Raw genomic sequence first — 18,303 nt, 5'->3', positions numbered from 1 at the left:
CCCCCATCGTATGACCCCGGCCCGCCCGTCCCTCCACGAGCGGGCCCAAGGCAATCCGCCGGATGTCAGGAGTGGGCGGAGGAGATCCAGGAGGCGTGCAGGTCGGCGTAGACGCCCGGCTCGCGCACCAGGCGGCTGTGCGGGCCGCGCTGGACCAGGCGGCCGGCGTCGAAGACGAGGACCTCGTCCGCGTTCTCCGCCGTGGACAGCCGGTGCGCGATCGAGATGGCCGTACGGCCGCGGGTCACGCCCTCCAGCGCCCGCGCCAGCCGTACCTCCGTGGCCGGGTCCACCGCCGAGGTGGCCTCGTCCAGCAGCAGCAGGTCCGGGTCGGCCAGGTACGCCCTGGCCAGTGCCACGAGCTGGCGCTCCCCCGCCGACATCGACTCGCCGCGCTGCCCCACCGGCGTCGCCAGTCCGGCGGGCAGGCCCTCCAGCCAGTCGGCCAGCCCCAGCTCGGTCATGGCCAGCGAGATCTCCTCGTCGGTCGCCTCCGGCCGGCCGAAGCGGATGTTCTCCGCCAGCGTCCCGTCGAACAGGAACCCGTCCTGCGGCACCATGACGATCCGCTCGCGCAGCGAGGAGAAGCGCATCTCGCGCAGGTCCACCCCGTCGACGGTGACCCGCCCCGAGACGGGGTCCATCAGCCGGGTCAGCAGCTTGGCGAACGTGGTCTTGCCCGACCCGGTCTCCCCGACGACCGCGATCCGCGAGCGCGGCGGGATGGCCACCGCCACCTCCTTGAGTACGGGCACGCCCCCCGGATAGGCGAAGTGCACGTCCTCGAAGGCCACGGAGATCGGCCCGCGCGGCAGCTCGACGCCCTGCTCGCCGGGGTCGGCGACGTCCGGCGGGGTGTCCAGCACGCCGAGGACGCGCCGCCACCCGGCGACCGCGTTCTGCGCCTCGTTCAGCACCTCGGTGGCGATCTGCAGCGGCGAGACGAACAGCGTGACCAGGAAGAGGAACGCGACCAGTTCCCCCTCGGTGATGCTCCCCGAGACGCCGAGCCGCACGCCGAGCACGACGATCCCGGCGATGGCCAGGGCGGCGACGATCTCGGTGAGCGGGAAGACGGAGGCGACGATCTTCTGCGCGCGCACCTGGGCGGACCTGTTGGCGTTGATCGCGGTGTCGATGCGCTCGGCGGTGCGCCGCTCGGAGCCGTGGGCGCGGATGACGGCGGCGCCGACCACGGACTCGCTGACGGCCGACAGCATGTCGCCGGTGCGCTCGCGGACGGTGGTGTAGGCGCCGGACAGCCAGCGCTGGAAGCGCGGCAGGGCGATCATCAGCGGGACGAAGCACGCCCAGACCAGCAGGGTGAGCTGCCAGGAGTAGACGAACATCAGCACGCTGGCCACCAGGAGCTGGCCGAACGCCACGATGATCATCAGCCCGCCCCACTGCATGAACGTGCTGATCTGGTCCACGTCGTTGGTGACGCGGGAGACCAGGGCGCCGCGGCGCTCGGAGTTCTGGGTGAGCACGGACAGGTCGTGGACGTGGCGGAAGCCGCGTACCCGGAGGGTCGCCAGCGAGGACTCGGTGGCCTTGTAGAGGCGGACGTTCATCACGTATCCGGCCAGGGCCGTCAGGACGACCGCGGCCGCGCAGAGCAGGACGGCCCGGTAGATGTAGGCGAGGTCGATCACGCCGCCGCGCAGGCCGGTGTCGATGGTCTGCTGCACCGCCACCGGCACGATGATCTTTCCGACGGTGGCGACTACGGCGAGGGCGAGCGTCCCCGCCAGCCCCTTGCGGAACTCGGGGGTGAGGGACAGGCCGCGCCGTACGGTGGCCAGCGCCGAGCGTTCGACTCCCTGGAGCTGCGTCATGCGCTGACCTCTTCCTCTTCCGCCGCGATCGCGGCCCTCTCGGCCTCTTCGCGCTCGTAGGCGGTGACCAGGTTGCGGTAGCCCGGGCAGCGGGCGATCAGCTCGGCGTGCGGGCCGTGGTCGACGACGCGGCCCCGGTCCAGGTAGACGACCTCGTCGGCGAGCGCGATCGTGGCCATCCGGTAGGCGACGACCACGACGGTGGAGGCTTCGGCGGCGTCCCGCAGGCCGTACAGGATCTTGGCTTCGACCTGGGGATCGACGCTGGAGGTGGCGTCGTCGAGGATCAGCAGGCGGGGCCTGCGGACGACGGCGCGGGCCAGCGCGACGCGCTGGCGCTGGCCGCCGGAGAGGGTGGTGCCGCGTTCGCCCACCCGGGTGTCCAGGGCGCCGGGCAGCGCGCTGACGAACCCGTCGGCCTGGGCCAGCCGGAGCGCGGCCCACACCTCCTCGTCGTCGGCGGGCAGGCCGAGGGTGACGTTGCCGCGGACGGTGTCGTCGAACAGGAACGTCTGCTGGGGCACCAGCGCGACCGCCTCGGCGATGCCGCCGTAGGCGAGGTCGCGCAGGTCCTCGCCGTCCAGGCGGACCTCGCCGCTGTCCGGGTCGACGAGCCTGACCAGGGTCTGCACCAGCGTGGACTTGCCCGAGCCGGTGGGCCCGACGAGCGCCACGGTGCGCCCGGCCGGCACGTCGAAGGTGACGTCGTGCAGCACCCTCGACTCGCCGTAGGCGTAGGACAGGCCGGTGACCTGGAGGCTGGCCGGGTTGGTGCCGGTCAGCGCGGTCCGGCCGTACTCCATGGACCCGCTGGCGTCGAGGACGGACTGGACCCGCTCCCAGCCGACGACGCTGCGCGGCAGCTCGGCCAGCACCCAGCCGAGCGCCCGGATCGGGAAGGAGAGCAGGGTGAACAGGTAGGCCACCTGCACCAGCTCGCCGGAGTTGATCGCCCCGGTGGACAGGCGCTGCGCGCCGAGCGCGAGGACGGCCAGCACGCCGAGCGTGGGCAGCGCCTCCAGCATGGGGTCGAACAGGCCGCGTACCCGGCCGACGGCGATGTTGGCGTCGCGCAGCTCGTGCGCCCTGCGCCGGAACCGGTCGGTCTCCAGTTCCTCGCGGCCCAGCGTCTTGACCACCAGCGCGCCGTCGAAGCTCTCGTGGGCGATCTCGCTGACCTCGGCGCGCAGTTGCTGCGCGCGCGTGGCCAGTGGGCTCAGCTTGCGCTGGTAGACCAGGTTGAGTATCGCGATCGCCGGAAATATCAGGAATCCGACGAGGGCCAGGATCGGGTCGGTGATGATCATGCCGATCGCCGCGGTGACCAGCATGACGATCACGCCCACGGCCATCGGCAGCGGCGCGAGCGGGGCCCAGGCGGCCTCGGCGTCGGCGCTGGCGTTGGACAGCAGCTGCCCGGTGGGGTGCCGGTGGTGCCAGGCCAGGGGCAGGCGCAGGTACTGCTTGGTCACGTCGCGCCGGGAGCGGGCCTGCATGCGGTACTGCATCAGCCCGGCCAGCAGCCGCCGCCCGGCCACGCCGATCGCCTTGAGCAGGGCCGTACCCATGATCAGCAGGACGCCGGTCCAGAGCGCGCCCTCGCCGGTCCGGCCGTCGTGGAAGGCGGGGATCACGACGTTCCCGGTGGCCCAGCCGAGCGCCCAGGCCGAGGCGACGGTCATCCCGCCGTAGAGGGCGCTGGCCAGCACCGCTCCGGCGAATACCGCCTTCTCCGCGCGGATGGCCACCCCGAGGACGCGGAGTCCTTGGCGCATGACGGCTGAGGTGACCTTGGTCGGCACTCGGGGGGATCCTTCCGCAGGGAAATTTTCTTCTTTATGTCCCTATCACGTCCGATCGCATGGTTATTCCCACCCGCCAGTACGATCGGAGGGTGACTCACGCCCGTGCCGAGCGCGCCGCGCTCTGCGACCTGTTCGACCAGCTCGGCCCCGACGCCCCGACCCTGTGCGCCGGGTGGACGACCTACGACCTGGTCGCTCATCTGGTGCTGCGCGAGCGCAGGCTCGACGCGAACCCGGGCATCGCCCTCAAGCCGCTGGCCGGGTACACCGCCTCGGTGCAGGACGGGCTGAAGGCCAGGCACTCCTTCGCCGAGCTGGTGCGCACGGCCCGCGAGCCGGGCGGCCTCTACGGCCTGCTCCCGCGCCTGGACGAGGCCGTCAACACGATGGAGTACCTCGTCCACCACGAGGACGTACGGCGCGCCCAGCCGTCATGGGAGCCCCGGGAGCTGCCCGAGGACCTGGACGACTACCTCTGGAAGCGGCTGAACGGCATGGCCAGGCTGATGCTCCGCAAATCACCCGTCGGCGTGGTGCTGCACCGGCTCGGCGGCGGCGTGGCCATCGGCGGGGCCAAGGACGGCGCGAAGGTGGAGGTCACCGGCATGGCCGCCGAGCTCCTGCTGTTCTGCTTCGGCCGGCAGGCGCACGCCAGGGTCGACCTCAGCGGTGACGAGGGCTCGATCGGCCGGTTGATGCACGCTTCTCTCGGCGTGTGAGCCACGGCACTCGGACTGATCGCCGTACCATGGCATAGAAAAGAAGCCCCCCGGTTATGATCAAGAACATCTTCACAGAAGATGCCAGTGATCGCCCAGATCCGGGTATATACGGCTGGGAAATGGACTGCAGGAGGCCCCCCATGCAGGTCAAGAAGGTCCTCACGTATCTCCTCGTGGCATTCGTGGTCTTCTACCTGTTCACCCGGCCGGCCCAGGCGGCCGCCGCGGTCAACGGTGTATTCGACGGAATTGTCAACGGAGCAAATCAGTTGGCCGTGTTCTTCTCAAGTGTCCTGACCTGACAGGTCCCGGCCGGATCCCGGTTCGGCCCCCGAGCCACCCTGTCCTGCGGCGATGCTTCCCCGAACCCTCGGATCGTGTTACGCAGGCAGGATGAGAGATCGCCAGAGCGTCACCGAGACCCACCCGATCGATCCCGCAGTCCGGCGCATCCTTGAACGCGCCGAGATCGAGGGCATCGAACTGGTCCGCTTCCTGTACGCCGACCACGGCGGAGTGATCCGCGGCAAGGCGGTGTCCCGCAGCCGGCTGGCCGAGCGGCTGCACTCGGGAATCGGGCACACGGTGGCCATGATGGCGATGAACATGCTCGACCAGCTCCAGGAGGTCGAGCACCTTGGCCCCGTCGGCGAGGTGCGGCTCGTACCCGCCCCGTCGACCTTTGTCACCCTCCCCTACTCTCCAGGCGCCGCGACGATGCTGTCGGACCTGCGCCGCCTCGACGGCTCTCCCTGGGACGCCTGCCCGCGCACGTTCCTCAAAGACGCCGTGGCCGAACTCGCGGGCGAGGGCTACGCGCTCGTGGCGGCGTTCGAGCCGGAGTTCACCCTCGGCCACCGGGAGAGCGGCCCGGACGGCTTCGACCGCCTGCGACCCCTCGACGACAGCCTCTGCTTCGCGGGCATCGGCTTCGACACCGCCCACGACTACGCCCTCCGCCTGGCGCACGACCTGGAGACCCAGGGCCTGCGCGTCGAGCACTACCACCCCGAACTCGGCCCCGGCCAGCAGGAACTGTCCGTACGGCACGCGCCCGCCCTCCGCGCGGCCGACAACCACGTCCTCTACCGCGAGACCGTGCGCGGCGTGGCGCTGCGCATGTCCATGTGGGCCTCACTCGCCCCCAAACCGCTGGCCGACCAGCCCGGCAACGGCGCCCACCTGCACCTGTCCCTGTGGGACCGCGAGCAGCGGCGCAACCTGTTCGCCGGGGAGCCGGACCTGATGGCGCACTTCGTCGGCGGGCTGCTCGCCCACCTCCCCGCCCTGACCGCGCTGACCTGCGGCAGCGTCAACAGCTTCCGCAGGCTCGGGCCGCGCATGTGGTCCAGCGGCTACGCCGTGCACGGCCCCGACAACCGGGAGGCGGCCGTGCGGATCTGCTCACCGCTGGGCGAGAGCGGCGAGCCGAACCTGGAGCTGAAGCCGTCGGACTCCTCGGCCAACCCCTACCTGTCGCTCGGCGCGGTCATCCACGCGGGCCTCGACGGCCTGCGCCGCAGGCTCGACCCCGGCGAGCCGGTCCTCGTCGACCCCGACACCCGCCCCGGCGCCTACCCGCGCCTGCCCGCCGGCCTGGACGAGGCGCTGGACGCCCTGGAGGCCGACGAACTGCTCATGGAGGCCCTGGGGCCGCTCCGGCGCAGCGCGTACCTGGCGGTGAAACGCTCGGAGGCGGCGGCCTTCGGGGCGCAGGACGTCGCCTTCGAGCTCTACCACCACATGCGGGCCTTCTGATCAGCGCACCGGGTGGCCCGCCGCGCGCAGCGTCTCCTTCACCTCGGCGATCTTCAGCGTGCCGAAGTGGAACACCGACGCGGCCAGCACCGCGTCCGCGCCCGCCGCCACCGCGGGCGGGAAGTGCTCCAGGCGTCCCGCCCCGCCGCTGGCGATGACCGGCACCCGGACCGCCGCCCGCACGGCCCGGATCATCTCCAGGTCGTAGCCGTCGAGGGTGCCGTCGCCGTCCATGGAGTTGAGCAGGATCTCGCCGACCCCGAGCTCCTCTCCCCTGGCCGCCCACTCCACCGCGTCGATGCCGGTGCCGCGGCGTCCGCCGTGCGTGGTCACCTCGAAGCCCGAGGCGGTCCCCTCGGCGCGCCTGGCGTCCACCGACAGCACCACGCACTGCGCGCCGAACCGGCGCGAGGCCTCGGTGAGCAGCTCGGGCCTGGCGATGGCGGCGGTGTTCAGCGACACCTTGTCCGCTCCCGCCCGCAGCAGCCGGTTCACGTCCTCGACGGCCCGCACGCCGCCGCCCACCGTCAGCGGGATGAAGACCTGCTCGGCGGTCCTGCGGACCACGTCGAACATCGTCTCCCGCTCACCCGAGGAGGCGGTGATGTCGAGGAAGGTCAGCTCGTCGGCGCCCTCCTCGTCGTATCGGCGGGCCAGCTCCACCGGGTCGCCCGCGTCCCGCAGGTTCTCGAAGTTGACACCCTTGACCACCCGGCCCGCGTCCACGTCCAGACAGGGGATCACCCGTACCGCGACCGTCATGCTCGAAACGCCTCGATCTCCACTTCGACCAGCATCCGCGGGTCGATCAGCCCGGCCACCCGCACGCCCGTGCACGCGGGCCTGACATGCCCCAGCGCCTCCGCCAGCGCCCTGCCCACGGAGTCGTAGTGCCTGTCGTCCACCACGTAGTAGCGAACCATGATGACGTCCTCCCTGGTCAGCCCGGCCGCCTCGACCGCGTCCAGGGCGATCGCCAGCGCCGTCGCGGCCTGTCCGTAGGCGTCGCCGAGGTGCTGGACCTCGCCGTCGACCGTCGCGGTGCAGCCGGAGACCAGGACGCGCGGTCCCGCGACGACCGCTCTGGCGTAACCGTACCTCTCCTCCCATACCCCGCCCGAGAACACCCGCGACCCCATGCGCTCGCTGCTCACCTGGCTCACCATCACGAGTCGCCGACCGCGGCCAGCGCCTCGCGCAGGGTGAACGCCTGGGCGTAGAGGGCCTTGCCCACGATGGCGCCCTCGACCCCGAGCGATGTCAGCGAGGCCAGGGCGCGCAGGTCGTCCAGGGAGGAGACGCCGCCGCTCGCGACGACGGGGCTCTTAGTGCGGGCGCACAGCTCGCGGTACAGCTCCAGGTTGGGGCCTCCGAGCATGCCGTCCCTGGTGACGTCGGTGACCACGTACCGGGGGCAGCCGTCGGTCTCCAGGCGGTCGAGGACCTCCCACAGGTCGCCGCCCTCCTCGGTCCAGCCGCGCGCCGCCAGCGTCGTGCCGCGCACGTCCAGGCCCACGGCGATCTTGTCCCCGTGTTCGGCGATGACCCGCCTGCACCATTCGGGCTGCTCCAGCGCCGCGGTGCCGATGTTCACCCGGCGGCAGCCGGTCGCCAGCGCCGCCTCCAGCGTGGCGTCGTCGCGGATCCCGCCCGACAGCTCCACCTGGACGTCCAGGCGGCCGATCAGCTCGGCGATCAGCTCCTTGTTGGAGCCGCGGCGGAAGGCGGCGTCCAGGTCGACCAGATGGATCCACTCGGCGCCCGCCTCCTGCCAGGCCAGCGCCGCGGCGAGCGGCTCGCCGTAGCCGGTCTCGGTTCCGGCCTCGCCCTGGACGAGGCGGACGGCCTGCCCCCCGGCGACGTCCACGGCGGGCAGCAGTACGAGCGACATGTGTTCAGGTCCTCCGGTCGAAAACAAGGGTCACGAGAACAGGGACGAGCAGCAGGGAGAAGACGAGGACGCCGAAGCTGACCCACCAGGACGACCACAGCAGCCAGGCGATCAGCTGGACGATGACGAAGAGCAGCGCGACGACGCCGTTGCGGGCACGCTCGCGACGGGCCAGCACACCGCCCTGCCGTGCGATGCGGACACGGCGGGGCACCAGCCTGGCCTTGAGCGCGCGCCGGCGGGACCTGCGGGCCTGCCGCCCCGCCTCGCGCCGCAGCGCCCGCTCACGTTCGGCCTCGCGTACGGCACGCCGCCGCGCCCGCTCCTTGCTCAAAGGGTGCCGAGCCAGTTCTTCAACAGCGCGGCACCGGCGTCCCCCGACTTCTCCGGATGGAACTGGGTGGCCATGAGCGGGCCGTTCTCCACCGCGGCCACGAACGGCACGCCGTGCTCGGCCCACGTCACCAGCGGGTCGGTGAAGCCGTGACCGGCCTGCAGCTCCCACCGGCGTACCCCGTAGGAGTGCACGAAGTAGAAGCGGGTGGCGGCGTCGAGGCCCGCGAACAGCGCGCTGCCCTCGGGCGCCTTGACGGTGTTCCAGCCCATGTGCGGCAGCACCGGCGCCTCCAGGCGCTCGACCGTGCCCGGCCACTCGCCGCAGCCCTCGGTCTCCACGCCGTGCTCGACGCCGCGCTCGAACAGGATCTGCATGCCGACGCAGATGCCGAGCACCGCCCGGCCCGCCGACAGCCTGCGGTCGATGACGCGCTCGCCGTGGACGGCCTTGAGGCCCTGCATGCACGCCGCGAACGCGCCCACGCCCGGCACCACGAGCCCGTCGGCGTTCATCGCCGCCTCGTGGTCGGCGGTGACGGTCACCCGGGCGCCTGCCCTGGCCAGCGCCCGCTCGGCCGAGCGCAGGTTGCCCGAGCCGTAGTCGAGGATGACGACGTCCTTCACCACCACATCACCGCTCCCGTGATCGCCATCACCGCGGCGACGCCGCACACCACCGCGCCCACCTTGAGCCCCTGCTTGGTCAGCGAGATGACCCCGCCGATGAGGAACAGCCCCAGGAAGGCCAGGGCGATGGCGGGCACGCTCTCGGTCACAGCACGCCCTTGGTGCTCGGCACGCCCTCCGAGCGCGGGTCGCGCTCGGACGCCTCGCGCAGCGCCCTGGCCAGCGCCTTGAACTGCGCCTCCACGATGTGGTGCGCGTTGCGCCCGTACGGCACGTGCACGTGCAGGCAGATGGCCGCCTGCGCCACGAACGACTCCAGGATGTGCCTGGTCATCGTCGTGTCGTACTCGGGGCCGATCATCGGCGCCATGCCCTCGGGCTCGGAGTGCACCAGGTACGGCCGGCCCGACAGGTCCACCGTCACCTGGGCGAGCGACTCGTCCAGCGGGCACGACGCATGACCGAACCGCCTGATGCCCGACTTGTCGCCCAGCGCCTCGCGGAAGGCCGCGCCCAGCGCGAGCGCGGTGTCCTCGATCGTGTGGTGCGAGTCGATGTGCAGGTCGCCCTCGGTCTTCACGGTCAGGTCGAACAGCCCGTGCTTGCCCAGCTGCGCCAGCATGTGGTCGTAGAATCCGACGCCGGTCGCCACGTCGACCTGGCCGGTGCCGTCGAGGTTCACCTCGACCAGTACCGAGGTCTCCTTCGTCGCCCGTTCGATGCGGCCCACGCGGTTCACAGAACTCCCTCCATCGCGGCGCGGAACGCCGTCATCTCCTCGCCGGTGCCGATCGACACGCGCAACCACCCGGGCGGCCCGACCTCACGGATCAGCACACCGCCCGCCAGCACACCCTCCCAGATCCGCCTGCGGTCGGCGAAACGCCCGAACAACACGAAGTTGGCGTCGGAGTCGGCCACCGTCAAGCCCTTGGCCCGCAGCCACTCCACCGTCGCGTCCCGCTCGGCGCGCAACTCGTCGACCGTGCCGAGCAGCTCGGCCCGGTGCGCCAGCGCCACCCTGGCCGCCGTCTGCGTCAACGTCGACAGGTGGTACGGCAGGCGCACCAGCAGCAGCGCCTCCACCACGGCCCGGTGCGCGGCCAGGTAGCCCAGGCGGGTGCCCGCCATCGCGAACGCCTTCGACATCGTCCGCGTCACGATCAGCCTCGGGTACTCCGGCAGCAGGCTCAGCGCCGACGCCGTCCCCGACCTGGCGAACTCCGCGTACGCCTCGTCGACCACCACCATGCCGTCGGCGGCCTCCAGCACCCGCCGGATCGTCTCCAGCGGCAGCGCGGTGCCCGTCGGGTTGTTCGGCGAGGTCAGGAAGACGATGTCGGGACGGTGCTCCTCGACCGCCGCGACCGCCTTGTCCGCGTCGAGCGCGAAGTCCTCCTCGCGCGCGCCCGCGATCCACTCCGTGTTCGTGCCGGTCGTGATGATCGGATGCATCGAGTAGGACGGCTCGAAGCCCATCGCCGTCCTGCCGTGCCCGCCGAAGGCCTGCAGGATCTGCTGCAGCACCTCGTTCGAGCCGTTGGCCGCCCACACCTGCTCGGGCGCCAGCCCGTGCCCGAGGTAGCCGGCCAAGTCCGCGCGCAGCTCGACGGCGTCGCGGTCCGGATAGCGGTTCAGCTCGGAGGCGTGCCGGCGGACCGCCTCGGCCAGGTCGTCGACCAGCGCCTTGGACGGCGGGTAGGGGTTCTCGTTCGTGTTCAGCCGCACCGGGACGTCGATCTGGGGCGCGCCGTACGGCTTGCGCCCCTTCAGGTCGTCGCGGATCGGCAGGTCGTCCACGTTCACCGCTCAGGAATCTCCCAGTCGAATCGCGCGCGGATCGCCGCGCCGTGCCCAGGCAGGTCCTCGGCGTCGGCCAGCACGCATACGTACGGCGCGGCCTGCGCCAGCGCCTCACGGGTGTAGTCCACCACATGGATGCCGCGCAGGAACGTCTGCACCGACAGGCCGCTGGAGTGGCAGGCGCAGCCGCCGGTCGGCAGCACGTGGTTGGAGCCGGCCATGTAGTCGCCCAGCGACACCGGGGCGTACGCGCCGATGAAGATCGCGCCGGCGTTCCTGATCCGCGCCGCCACGCCGTGCGCGTCGGCCGTGTGGATCTCCAGGTGCTCGGCCGCGTACGCGTCGACGACCTTGATGCCCGCCTCGACGTCGTCGACCAGCACGATGCCGGACTGCCTGCCGCGCAGCGCCTCGGCGATGCGCTCGGAGTGCTTCGTCGCGGACACCTGGCCCGGCAGCTCCTTCTCCACCGCCTCGGCCAGCTCCACGCTGTCGGTGACCAGCACCGCGGCGGCGATCACGTCGTGCTCGGCCTGGCTGATCAGGTCGGCCGCCACGTGCACCGGGTCGGCGCTCTCGTCGGCCAGGATCGCGATCTCGGTCGGCCCCGCCTCGGAGTCGATGCCGATGACGCCCTTGAGCAGCCGCTTGGCCGCCGCCACCCAGATGTTGCCCGGCCCCGTCACCAGCTGGGCGGGCCGGCACTCCTCCGTGCCGTAGGCGAACATCGCCACCGCCTGGGCGCCGCCCACGCGGTAGACCTCGTCGACGCCGAGCAGCGCGCACGCCGCCAGGATCGTCGGGTGCGGCAGGCCGTCCTGCTGCGGCGGGCTCGCCACCGCCAGCGAGGAGACCCCCGCCTCCTGGGCCGGGACCACGTTCATGACCACGCTCGACGGGTACACCGCCCGGCCGCCCGGAACGTACAGGCCGACCCGGTCGACCGGCACCCAGCGCTCGGTCACCGTGCCACCCGGGACGACCTGCGTCGTCGTGTCGGTGCGCCGCTGGTCGCGGTGGACCAGCCGGGCCCGCCTGATGGCCTCCTCCAGCGCCGCCCTGACCCTCGGGTCCAGGGTCTCCAGGGCGCTCGTGATGGCCTCGGCCGGGACGCGGGTGGAGTCGATCTCGACGTGGTCGAACCTGGCGGTCAGCTCCCGTACGGCTGCCGCCCCACGATGGCGCACGTCCTCGCAGAGAGGGCGCACCATTTCCAGGGCGGCCTCCACGTCCAGGTCGGCACGGGGCAGCACGTCGCGCAGGTTCTCCGGAAGGGAACCGCGCAGGTCGATACGGGAAATCACCCACACAGTCTACGGAGTCCAGCACCTGAATCCCGCTCTGTCCACCATATGGGACGGCAGACGCAGGTCACGAGTCCCCCGCGAAGCCCTCGACTGGCATCGGAATCCCCAGGCCGACATGATGTCGGGCGTGACCGCCTCAGAGACCGATGACCGCCTCGCCCGTACCCGGCTGACGGAGTTGCTGGGAGCCGTCGAGCCGTGGGACGAGCAGGAGCGCGCGGACCTGACCGCCGTGACGGAGTGGGTCACCGGCGGCGCCCCGCTGTACCGGGTCCGGAAGCCGGACGTTCCCGCGACCCACCTGGTCAGCTACTTCGTGGTCCAGGACGAGGAACGCGGTGAGCTCCTGCTCGTCTCCCACCGGAAGGCGGGGCTGTGGCTTCCCAGCGGCGGCCATGTCGAGCCGCTGGAGCACCCGTGGGACACCGTGGTGCGGGAGTGCCGCGAGGAACTGCGCATCGAGGCGGTCCCATCCGCGATCTCCGGGGAGCGCCCGTTCTTCGTGACCAGCACCCGCACGCGGGGGCCGGGCCCGCACACCGATGTGTCGTTGTGGTTCGTGCTCCGGGCCGAGGCAGGAGACATCACCTCCTTCGACGAGGAGGAGTTCGAGGCGATCAGGTGGCTGCCGCTCCCCCAGGTGCTCAGCCATCCCCTGGAGTCGCTTGACCCCCATATGCATCGGTTCACACGCAAGCTCCTGGCCGCCGTCGACGGGGTCCGGCGGCCCTGGGCGGGGCCTGTCGCCGTGGGATGACATCCCCTGGTCTGATACGGCGCCCCCGGGCCAGACCACGGTCCGATGCGGCCGGGGCGGGCCTTCGGAGATCGTGGCCGGCATGTTGAAGTCCATCGCCATCGTCCTGAGCCTGCTGGGCTCGGGCGTACAGGCGCAGCAACCCGCTCCCCTCGACTGGCGTCCCTGCCCGGCCGACAAGGTCAGGATGGAGTGCGCCGACCTGCAGGTTCCGGTCGACTGGCAGAAGGCCGGGGAACGCAAGATCACGCTGAAGCTGGGCCGCCTGAAGGCCACCGGCACCTCGGAGGGCTCCGTCCTGGTCGCGTACGGCGGGCCGGGCGGACCCGGGATCTCCATCACCCAGTCCGTGGACTGGTGGTCCAAGCTGCGCGAACGCATGGACATCGTGACGTGGGACACGCGCGGCTACGGCGAACAGTTCCGCGGCCTCAGCACCGGCCTGCCGTGCACCTGGACCCGCGTCCCGCTGCCCGAGTTCCCCCGGGACGACGCCGACTTCGGGCGGCTCTCCGACACCAACCGCGGCTTCGCCGAGGCCTGCCGCGCCAAGGACCCCGAGCTCTTCGCCACCATGAGCTCGGCCGACCACGCCAGGGACATGGAGGCGATCAGAAAGGCCCTCGGCGGCGCCAAGCTCAACTACTACGGAGCCTCCTACGCCGGGTTCTACGGGCAGGACTACGCCCGCCTCTTTCCCGGCCAGGTGCGCACGATGGTGCTCGACGGCACCTGGAACCACGCCACCGCCGACTGGGTGGGCGAACTGGAGAAGATGGCCAGGAGCAACGAGCAGGCCATCGACCGGTTCTTCGACTGGTGTACCGCGGGCGGGTGCCGCGACGTGCCCGCGAAATGGCGCGGGCTGATCGCCAGGGCCGACCGCACGCCGATCCCCGCCAAGAGGGCCGCGATCGCCTACGACGGCCGCGACCTGCAGTCCTTCGCGATCAGCTCGGCCCGGCAGGGGGTGCGAGCGTGGCCGAAGCTGGCGCGGGACATCCGCGCGGCGGCGGGCGGCGACGCCTCCGGTTTCGTCCCCGAGCACGGCCGGTACCCCGACCAGTCGACCGGCGTCACCGAATGCGTGGACTGGCCGCGCCCGGCGAATCGCGCCGAGCTGGAGGCGACGATCGCCCGGCTGCGCCGGATCGCGCCCGACGCGGGCACCGCCAACACGCTGGCGACCGGGACCCTCGGCTGCGTCGGCTGGCCGGTGCCGGTGACCAACCCGCCGACCCCGCTGCCCAAGGGCCTGCCGCCGATGCTCGGCGCCGGCGCCTGGGGCGAGTCCGACGCCGTCCAGCGCGTGCTGGAGCAGGTGCCGGGCAGCGCCACCGTCCGCCACGAGGGACCCGGCCACACGCTCTACGGCTTCAACATCTGCGCCCGCGACCACATCGACCGCTACTTCACCGACCGCGTGCTACCCGCGGCCAGGACCACGTGCTGACGGCTTCAGCAGGGTGAAGGCGTGGTCGATCAGCGCGGCGCGGTCCGCGGCGCCGCCGCTGCGGAGCCACTCCCGGGAGACCGCGTCCAGGACGGCTCCCGCCGCGCTGGTGAGCAGGTCCGCCGTGAAGGCGTCGAGTCCGGCGCCGGACCGCTCGCGCAGGGCGTCGGCGACCTGCCCGCGGAGCTGGTTCCGCTTCTGCTGCATCCGGGCCTGCAGGGACGGGGTCGACTCGATCAGCCGCAGGTTGGCCAGTTCCTCGTTCGAGGCGTGGATCCGCCGCTCCCAGCGGCCGAGGACGACGCGCAGGCACTCCCACGCGTCCTCGCCGGCGGGACGGGCCCGGATCTCGTCGGCGACCTGGGCGGCCAGGTCGTCGGCGCCGCCGAAGAGCACGTCCTCCTTGGCCGGGAAGTAGCGGAAGAAGGTGCGCTTCGACATGCCGGCCGCCCGCGCGATGTCGTCCACGGTCGTCTCGTCGAAGCCGCGATCGAGGAACATTCGCAGGGCCAGTTCCGCCAGTTCGGTACGCATCGCCTGCCGGGTGCGCTCACGCAGTCCATCCACGCACCGGAGTTTACCTAAGACACCGGATGATACGAATGTCACCGAGTGACATACTGCCTGCATGCATGGAAAAAGGGTCCTGGTGACCGGCAGCACAGGCGGAATCGGCAAGGAGACGGCACGCGGACTGGCGCGGCTCGGCGCCCAGGTGGTCCTCGTGGGACGGGACCGGGGGCGGGCCGAGGCCGCCGCCGCCGAACTGAGAGGCGACACCGGCAACGACCACATCGACGCGCTGACGGCGGACATCACACGCCAGCACGACCTGCACCGACTGGCCGAAGAGGTGACCAACCGGTACGGCGTGCTGCACGTCCTGATCAACAACGTCGGCACGAACATGGCCCGCCGCGAACTGACCGTGGACGGCGTCGAGACCGCCTTCGCGGCGCACGTCCTGGCGCCGTTCACGCTCACCCACCTGCTGATGCCCGCGCTCCACGCCGCCGCGTCCGCACGGGTGGTCAACATCACCGGCGGGATCCCGACAGGGCCGATCGACCTGGACAACCTCCAGGGCGAGCGGACCTACATGGGCTGGACGTTCTGCCAGTACAACCACAGCAAGGTGATCATGATGGCGATGAGCCACCTGTTCGCCGAGCGGGTGGCGGGCACCGGGGTGACGATCAACGTGGCCTATCCCGGGCACGCGTACACGCCGGGCAACCAGGCCACGCCCGCGAAGGCGTTCCCCCTGGCGTACCGCCCGGTCGTGCCGTTGCTGCGGCTGCTCGGGCCGGTGCTGCTGAAGGACCTGGCCAAGCCCGCGCGGTCCAGCCTCCTGCTGGCGTCGAGCGAGGAGGTGGAGGGGGTGACCGGGACGTACTTCGGGTCGGACGGGCGGCCGAGGTCGTGGCCCGCCTCGGTGCTCGACCGGCGCAACCGGGAGGCGATCTGGGCATTGTGCGAGAAACTGGCGCCTGCCTGCCACCTTCCCCCGGAGCACCGAGAAGGCTGACGGCTCAGAAGCCGCGGGACCAGTCCACGATGTTGCGCAGCGGCACCCCGTCCCGGTGGCGCCGCCAGTTGTCGGCGAACACGTCCAAGGTCTGGCTCACCTCCTGGTCGGAGCCGCCCGCGGTGTGCTGGGTGAGCAGGGTGTTCGGGCACGTCCACAGCGGGTGCTCCGGAGGCAGCGGCTCCTGCCGGGTGACATCGAGTACGGCGCCGCCGAGGCGGCCCGCGCGCAGGGCCGCCATCAGGGCGTCCTCGTCGATCAGCGTGCCGCGGCCCGCGTTGACGACCACGGCTCCGCGGGGCAGCAGGGCCAGACGCCCGGCGTCGAGGAGGTTCTCGGTGTCGGCGGTACCCGGAAGCAGGCCGACCAGGACGTCGGCGGAGGGCAGGGCGGCGTCGAGGTCGGCGAGGGTGCGCAGGTCGCCGCGACTGCGGGAGTAGTGCAGCACCTTGCAGCCGAAGGGGGCGAGCAGGTCGGCCAGGCGGGCGGCGATCGTGCCCGCGCCCAGGATGACGACCGTGGCGCCGGTGAGCAGGCGCAGGCGGGGGCGCAGCTCGTCCTTGGCCCAGGTGGTGAGCCTGGCCATCTCGTCCACGCCCCGGTACAGGGCGAGGATGCCGGACAGGCAGGTCTGGGCCACGGGGTCGGCGAACGCGCCGGACAAGTTGGTCACGACCAGCCTGCGGCCCAGGTCGGCCCAGTCGAGGCGCAGGTAGGAGTCGATGCCCGCGGAGGCCAGTTGCAGCCAGCGCAGCCGGTTCGCGGACGGCAGCCAGCCGGGCGGGCAGTTTCCCAGCGCCACCTCGGCCTCGGCGAACGCGGCCGCGTCCTGGCCGGTGTGCTGCTTCGGTTCGGCGAACCAGACGGGGACGCCGCCGATGATCGACCGGATGCGGTCGCGGTCCGCCGGGGTGAGGGCCATTTCGACGTACAAGGTCACTTGGGCAGCCTACGACCCGATTCCGGTGAGGATGGTGGCGACCAGGTCGGCGACGAAACCGGGCGGCACCTCGATCTCGGTCGCGCCGCCGTACAGCCGGGGCAGGACCAGTTCGTGGCAGGCGCCGATGATCATCGTGGCGGCGGCGTCCGGGTTCGCGCCTGCCGCGACCCGGCCCGCGCGCTGCTCGGCGCGCAGGAATTCGGCGAGCTCCTCGCGCAGGCTTCGGGGCTGGGGCAGGGCCGCGAACCTGGTCAGGACGCCCGGCTGGGCGAACAGGCCGGCGAACGCGGGCATGATCGCGGCGTGGAAGGCCAAGCTGCGGGTGACGTACGCGGTGAGCGCGGATTCGAGTGTCCCGCCCGCCGCCGGTTCGGGCAGCGCCGCGGCGGCCGACCGGATGTGCGCGTGCAGGGCCAGCGCGAGGAGTTCCTCCTTGTCGGCGAAGTAGTTGTACAGCACGCCGCTGGCCACCTTCGCCTCCTGCGCGATCTGCCTGACGGTCAGCCCGGCCGTGCCGCGGCGGGCGATGAGCCGCTCGGCGGTGGCGATCAGGTGCCGGCGGATGTCCTGGTCCGTGGCGTCGCGCAGGGCGGCGGGCGGTCTGCGGGTCATGGCCTGGTCGCGCAGGCCAGCCAGGCCGCGCCGCGCAGCCGTACCGCGTCGGGGTTCTCGAACGGGCGCAGGGCCTCGGTGAGGGCGGCGCGGGCCTCGTCCCGCTCTTCCAGCAGGTGGTGGACCGGGCCCCAGCCGAGCAGGAATTCGGCGGCGTCCGCCGCGTCCTTCCCCCACACCTGGGGGGCGTCCACCTTGGTGGTGGTGATGTCGGTGAACCCGGCCTCGCTCAGGATGGCCTCGATGACCTTGGGGTCGGCCATGGAGACCGGGCTGGCGCCGTCGCCGTCGTCGGTGTGGGCCCTGAGGTGGGGGGCCAGGGCGGCGAACACCTGGCCGAGGTCGTGCTCCTTGAGGTCGCGCATGGCCAGGAATGCTACGCGCCCGCCGGGGCGGAGGGCGCGGGCGATGTTGGCGAAGGCCGCGACCGGATCGGCGAAGAACATGATGCCGAAACGGCTGAGTGCCACGTCGAAGCCGGCCTCCTGGAAGGGGTGGACCTGAGCGTCGCCCTGGGTGAACTCGACCGTGGTCAGCTCCTCGCCCGCTGCCGTGGCGCGCGCTCTGGCGAGCATCGGGGCGGACAGGTCCACGCCCACGGCTCGCCCGTGCACGGCCGTTCGGGCGGCGAGCCTGGTGAGCTGGCCGGTGCCGCAGCCGATGTCGAGCACGTGGTCGGACTCGGTGATGGCCGCGGCCTGGAGCAAGGAGGCGTTGAACGCGGTGTTCACGGCGTCGTAGCGGTCCTGGTTGTCGGCCCAGTGGGTGCCTTCGTAGCCGTTCCACGCTTCGGCCTGGTGGGTGTTGACGATCTTCTGCATGGGCTCGCCCTTCTCGTGAACATGCGTTCATGAACGTGTGTTCATAGTGCGGCACCGAGCCGCCGCACGTCAACGGGTTCACCCGGACCGTTGCCGGTCCGG

General features: G+C 71.8%; 21 protein-coding genes. 6 read left to right on the top strand and 15 right to left on the bottom strand.

Translation table 11 applies throughout. From position 1 onward, the window contains the following. Positions 1 to 65 precede the first annotated feature (65 nt). Both ABZ911_RS05575 and ABZ911_RS05570 read right to left on the bottom strand, forming a co-directional pair. Complete coding sequence (locus ABZ911_RS05575) at positions 66 to 1,838, bottom strand: ABC transporter ATP-binding protein (protein ID WP_358052199.1); 1,773 nt, start codon at positions 1,836 to 1,838, stop codon at positions 66 to 68. Next, entirely contained in the window at positions 1,835 to 3,613 is a 1,779-nt protein-coding gene (locus ABZ911_RS05570) for an ABC transporter ATP-binding protein (RefSeq protein WP_358052427.1), read from the bottom strand. The genes ABZ911_RS05575 and ABZ911_RS05570 overlap by 4 nt, the downstream gene beginning before the upstream one ends. A gap of 119 nt (positions 3,614 to 3,732) precedes the next feature. Between ABZ911_RS05570 and ABZ911_RS05565 the strand changes: the two genes are divergently transcribed. The 3 genes from ABZ911_RS05565 to ABZ911_RS05555 all read left to right on the top strand — a co-directional run bounded on the left by ABZ911_RS05565 (position 3,733) and on the right by ABZ911_RS05555 (position 6,123). Further along, positions 3,733 to 4,362 (top strand): TIGR03085 family metal-binding protein, encoded by a 630-nt coding sequence (locus tag ABZ911_RS05565; protein ID WP_358052197.1) that lies wholly within the window; start codon positions 3,733 to 3,735, stop codon positions 4,360 to 4,362. Positions 4,363 to 4,418: 56 nt separating this feature from the next. After that, positions 4,419 to 4,667 carry a hypothetical protein gene (locus tag ABZ911_RS05560; RefSeq protein ID WP_358052195.1) on the top strand — a complete coding sequence of 83 codons (249 nt, stop codon included), beginning with the start codon at positions 4,419 to 4,421 and terminating at the stop codon, positions 4,665 to 4,667. 91 nt (positions 4,668 to 4,758) lie between these two features. Beyond that, the gene (locus ABZ911_RS05555; protein ID WP_358052193.1) at positions 4,759 to 6,123 is read left to right on the top strand and encodes a glutamine synthetase family protein; all 1,365 of its coding nucleotides are present in this window, start codon (positions 4,759 to 4,761) and stop codon (positions 6,121 to 6,123) included. On the opposite strand, the gene hisF is transcribed toward ABZ911_RS05555, so the two are convergent. Genes hisF through hisD form a run of 9 tightly spaced genes read right to left on the bottom strand, consistent with a single transcriptional unit; the run spans position 6,124 to position 12,084 of the window. Then, a complete protein-coding gene (gene hisF / locus ABZ911_RS05550; RefSeq protein ID WP_358052191.1) occupies positions 6,124 to 6,885 on the bottom strand; it encodes an imidazole glycerol phosphate synthase subunit HisF in 762 nt (253 codons plus the stop codon). Next, positions 6,882 to 7,277 carry a Rid family hydrolase gene (locus tag ABZ911_RS05545; protein ID WP_358052189.1) on the bottom strand — a complete coding sequence of 132 codons (396 nt, stop codon included), beginning with the start codon at positions 7,275 to 7,277 and terminating at the stop codon, positions 6,882 to 6,884. The genes hisF and ABZ911_RS05545 overlap by 4 nt, the downstream gene beginning before the upstream one ends. A gap of 11 nt (positions 7,278 to 7,288) precedes the next feature. Then, positions 7,289 to 8,014, bottom strand: a complete 726-nt coding sequence (gene priA, locus ABZ911_RS05540) for a bifunctional 1-(5-phosphoribosyl)-5-((5-phosphoribosylamino)methylideneamino)imidazole-4-carboxamide isomerase/phosphoribosylanthranilate isomerase PriA (protein ID WP_358052187.1) — start codon at positions 8,012 to 8,014, stop codon at positions 7,289 to 7,291. A 4-nt stretch (positions 8,015 to 8,018) separates the two neighbouring features. Beyond that, positions 8,019 to 8,348 carry a hypothetical protein gene (locus ABZ911_RS05535; protein WP_358052185.1) on the bottom strand — a complete coding sequence of 110 codons (330 nt, stop codon included), beginning with the start codon at positions 8,346 to 8,348 and terminating at the stop codon, positions 8,019 to 8,021. Continuing rightward, positions 8,345 to 8,977, bottom strand: coding sequence for an imidazole glycerol phosphate synthase subunit HisH (hisH, locus tag ABZ911_RS05530; RefSeq protein ID WP_358052425.1), 633 nt, complete (start codon positions 8,975 to 8,977; stop codon positions 8,345 to 8,347). Before hisH ends, ABZ911_RS05535 begins: the two co-directional genes overlap by 4 nt. Beyond that, positions 8,971 to 9,126, bottom strand: coding sequence for a hypothetical protein (locus tag ABZ911_RS05525; protein ID WP_358052183.1), 156 nt, complete (start codon positions 9,124 to 9,126; stop codon positions 8,971 to 8,973). The genes hisH and ABZ911_RS05525 overlap by 7 nt, the downstream gene beginning before the upstream one ends. Beyond that, on the bottom strand, positions 9,123 to 9,716 hold the full coding sequence (hisB, locus tag ABZ911_RS05520) for an imidazoleglycerol-phosphate dehydratase HisB (RefSeq protein ID WP_358052181.1): 594 nt from the start codon (positions 9,714 to 9,716) through the stop codon (positions 9,123 to 9,125). Before hisB ends, ABZ911_RS05525 begins: the two co-directional genes overlap by 4 nt. After that, positions 9,713 to 10,783: a histidinol-phosphate transaminase gene (locus ABZ911_RS05515; RefSeq protein ID WP_358052179.1), complete on the bottom strand. Its 1,071-nt coding sequence runs from the start codon at positions 10,781 to 10,783 to the stop codon at positions 9,713 to 9,715. Before ABZ911_RS05515 ends, hisB begins: the two co-directional genes overlap by 4 nt. Further along, positions 10,780 to 12,084: a histidinol dehydrogenase gene (gene hisD / locus ABZ911_RS05510; RefSeq protein WP_358052177.1), complete on the bottom strand. Its 1,305-nt coding sequence runs from the start codon at positions 12,082 to 12,084 to the stop codon at positions 10,780 to 10,782. Before hisD ends, ABZ911_RS05515 begins: the two co-directional genes overlap by 4 nt. A 130-nt stretch (positions 12,085 to 12,214) precedes the next feature. On the opposite strand from hisD, the gene ABZ911_RS05505 reads away from it, so the two are divergent. Next, positions 12,215 to 12,844, top strand: a complete 630-nt coding sequence (locus tag ABZ911_RS05505; protein ID WP_358052175.1) for an NUDIX domain-containing protein — start codon at positions 12,215 to 12,217, stop codon at positions 12,842 to 12,844. Positions 12,845 to 12,926: 82 nt separating this feature from the next. After that, positions 12,927 to 14,297, top strand: coding sequence for an alpha/beta hydrolase (locus ABZ911_RS05500; protein WP_358052173.1), 1,371 nt, complete (start codon positions 12,927 to 12,929; stop codon positions 14,295 to 14,297). On the opposite strand, the gene ABZ911_RS05495 is transcribed toward ABZ911_RS05500, so the two are convergent. Further along, positions 14,271 to 14,864 (bottom strand): TetR family transcriptional regulator, encoded by a 594-nt coding sequence (locus ABZ911_RS05495; protein WP_358052171.1) that lies wholly within the window; start codon positions 14,862 to 14,864, stop codon positions 14,271 to 14,273. The genes ABZ911_RS05500 and ABZ911_RS05495 overlap by 27 nt on opposite strands. A 61-nt stretch (positions 14,865 to 14,925) precedes the next feature. Here ABZ911_RS05495 and ABZ911_RS05490 point away from each other — a divergent pair, with 61 nt between their 5' ends. After that, positions 14,926 to 15,825 carry an SDR family NAD(P)-dependent oxidoreductase gene (locus tag ABZ911_RS05490; RefSeq protein ID WP_358052169.1) on the top strand — a complete coding sequence of 300 codons (900 nt, stop codon included), beginning with the start codon at positions 14,926 to 14,928 and terminating at the stop codon, positions 15,823 to 15,825. Between the two features lie 4 nt (positions 15,826 to 15,829). Here the strand turns inward: ABZ911_RS05490 and ABZ911_RS05485 are convergent, their stop codons facing one another. Genes ABZ911_RS05485 through ABZ911_RS05475 form a run of 3 tightly spaced genes read right to left on the bottom strand, consistent with a single transcriptional unit; the run spans position 15,830 to position 18,201 of the window. Beyond that, positions 15,830 to 16,765, bottom strand: a complete 936-nt coding sequence (locus ABZ911_RS05485; RefSeq protein ID WP_358052167.1) for a D-2-hydroxyacid dehydrogenase — start codon at positions 16,763 to 16,765, stop codon at positions 15,830 to 15,832. A 9-nt stretch (positions 16,766 to 16,774) separates the two neighbouring features. Then, complete coding sequence (locus ABZ911_RS05480) at positions 16,775 to 17,380, bottom strand: helix-turn-helix domain-containing protein (protein ID WP_358052165.1); 606 nt, start codon at positions 17,378 to 17,380, stop codon at positions 16,775 to 16,777. Then, the gene (locus ABZ911_RS05475; RefSeq protein ID WP_358052163.1) at positions 17,377 to 18,201 is read right to left on the bottom strand and encodes a methyltransferase domain-containing protein; all 825 of its coding nucleotides are present in this window, start codon (positions 18,199 to 18,201) and stop codon (positions 17,377 to 17,379) included. The genes ABZ911_RS05480 and ABZ911_RS05475 overlap by 4 nt, the downstream gene beginning before the upstream one ends. Between the last annotated feature and the right edge of the window lie 102 nt (positions 18,202 to 18,303).

The organism is Nonomuraea sp. NPDC046570 (assembly GCF_040645915.1).
In the GTDB taxonomy this organism is placed as follows: domain Bacteria; phylum Actinomycetota; class Actinomycetes; order Streptosporangiales; family Streptosporangiaceae; genus Nonomuraea.
The sequence above is the reverse complement of the archived record's forward strand: the minus strand, read 5'-3'. Positions and strand labels throughout refer to the sequence as shown.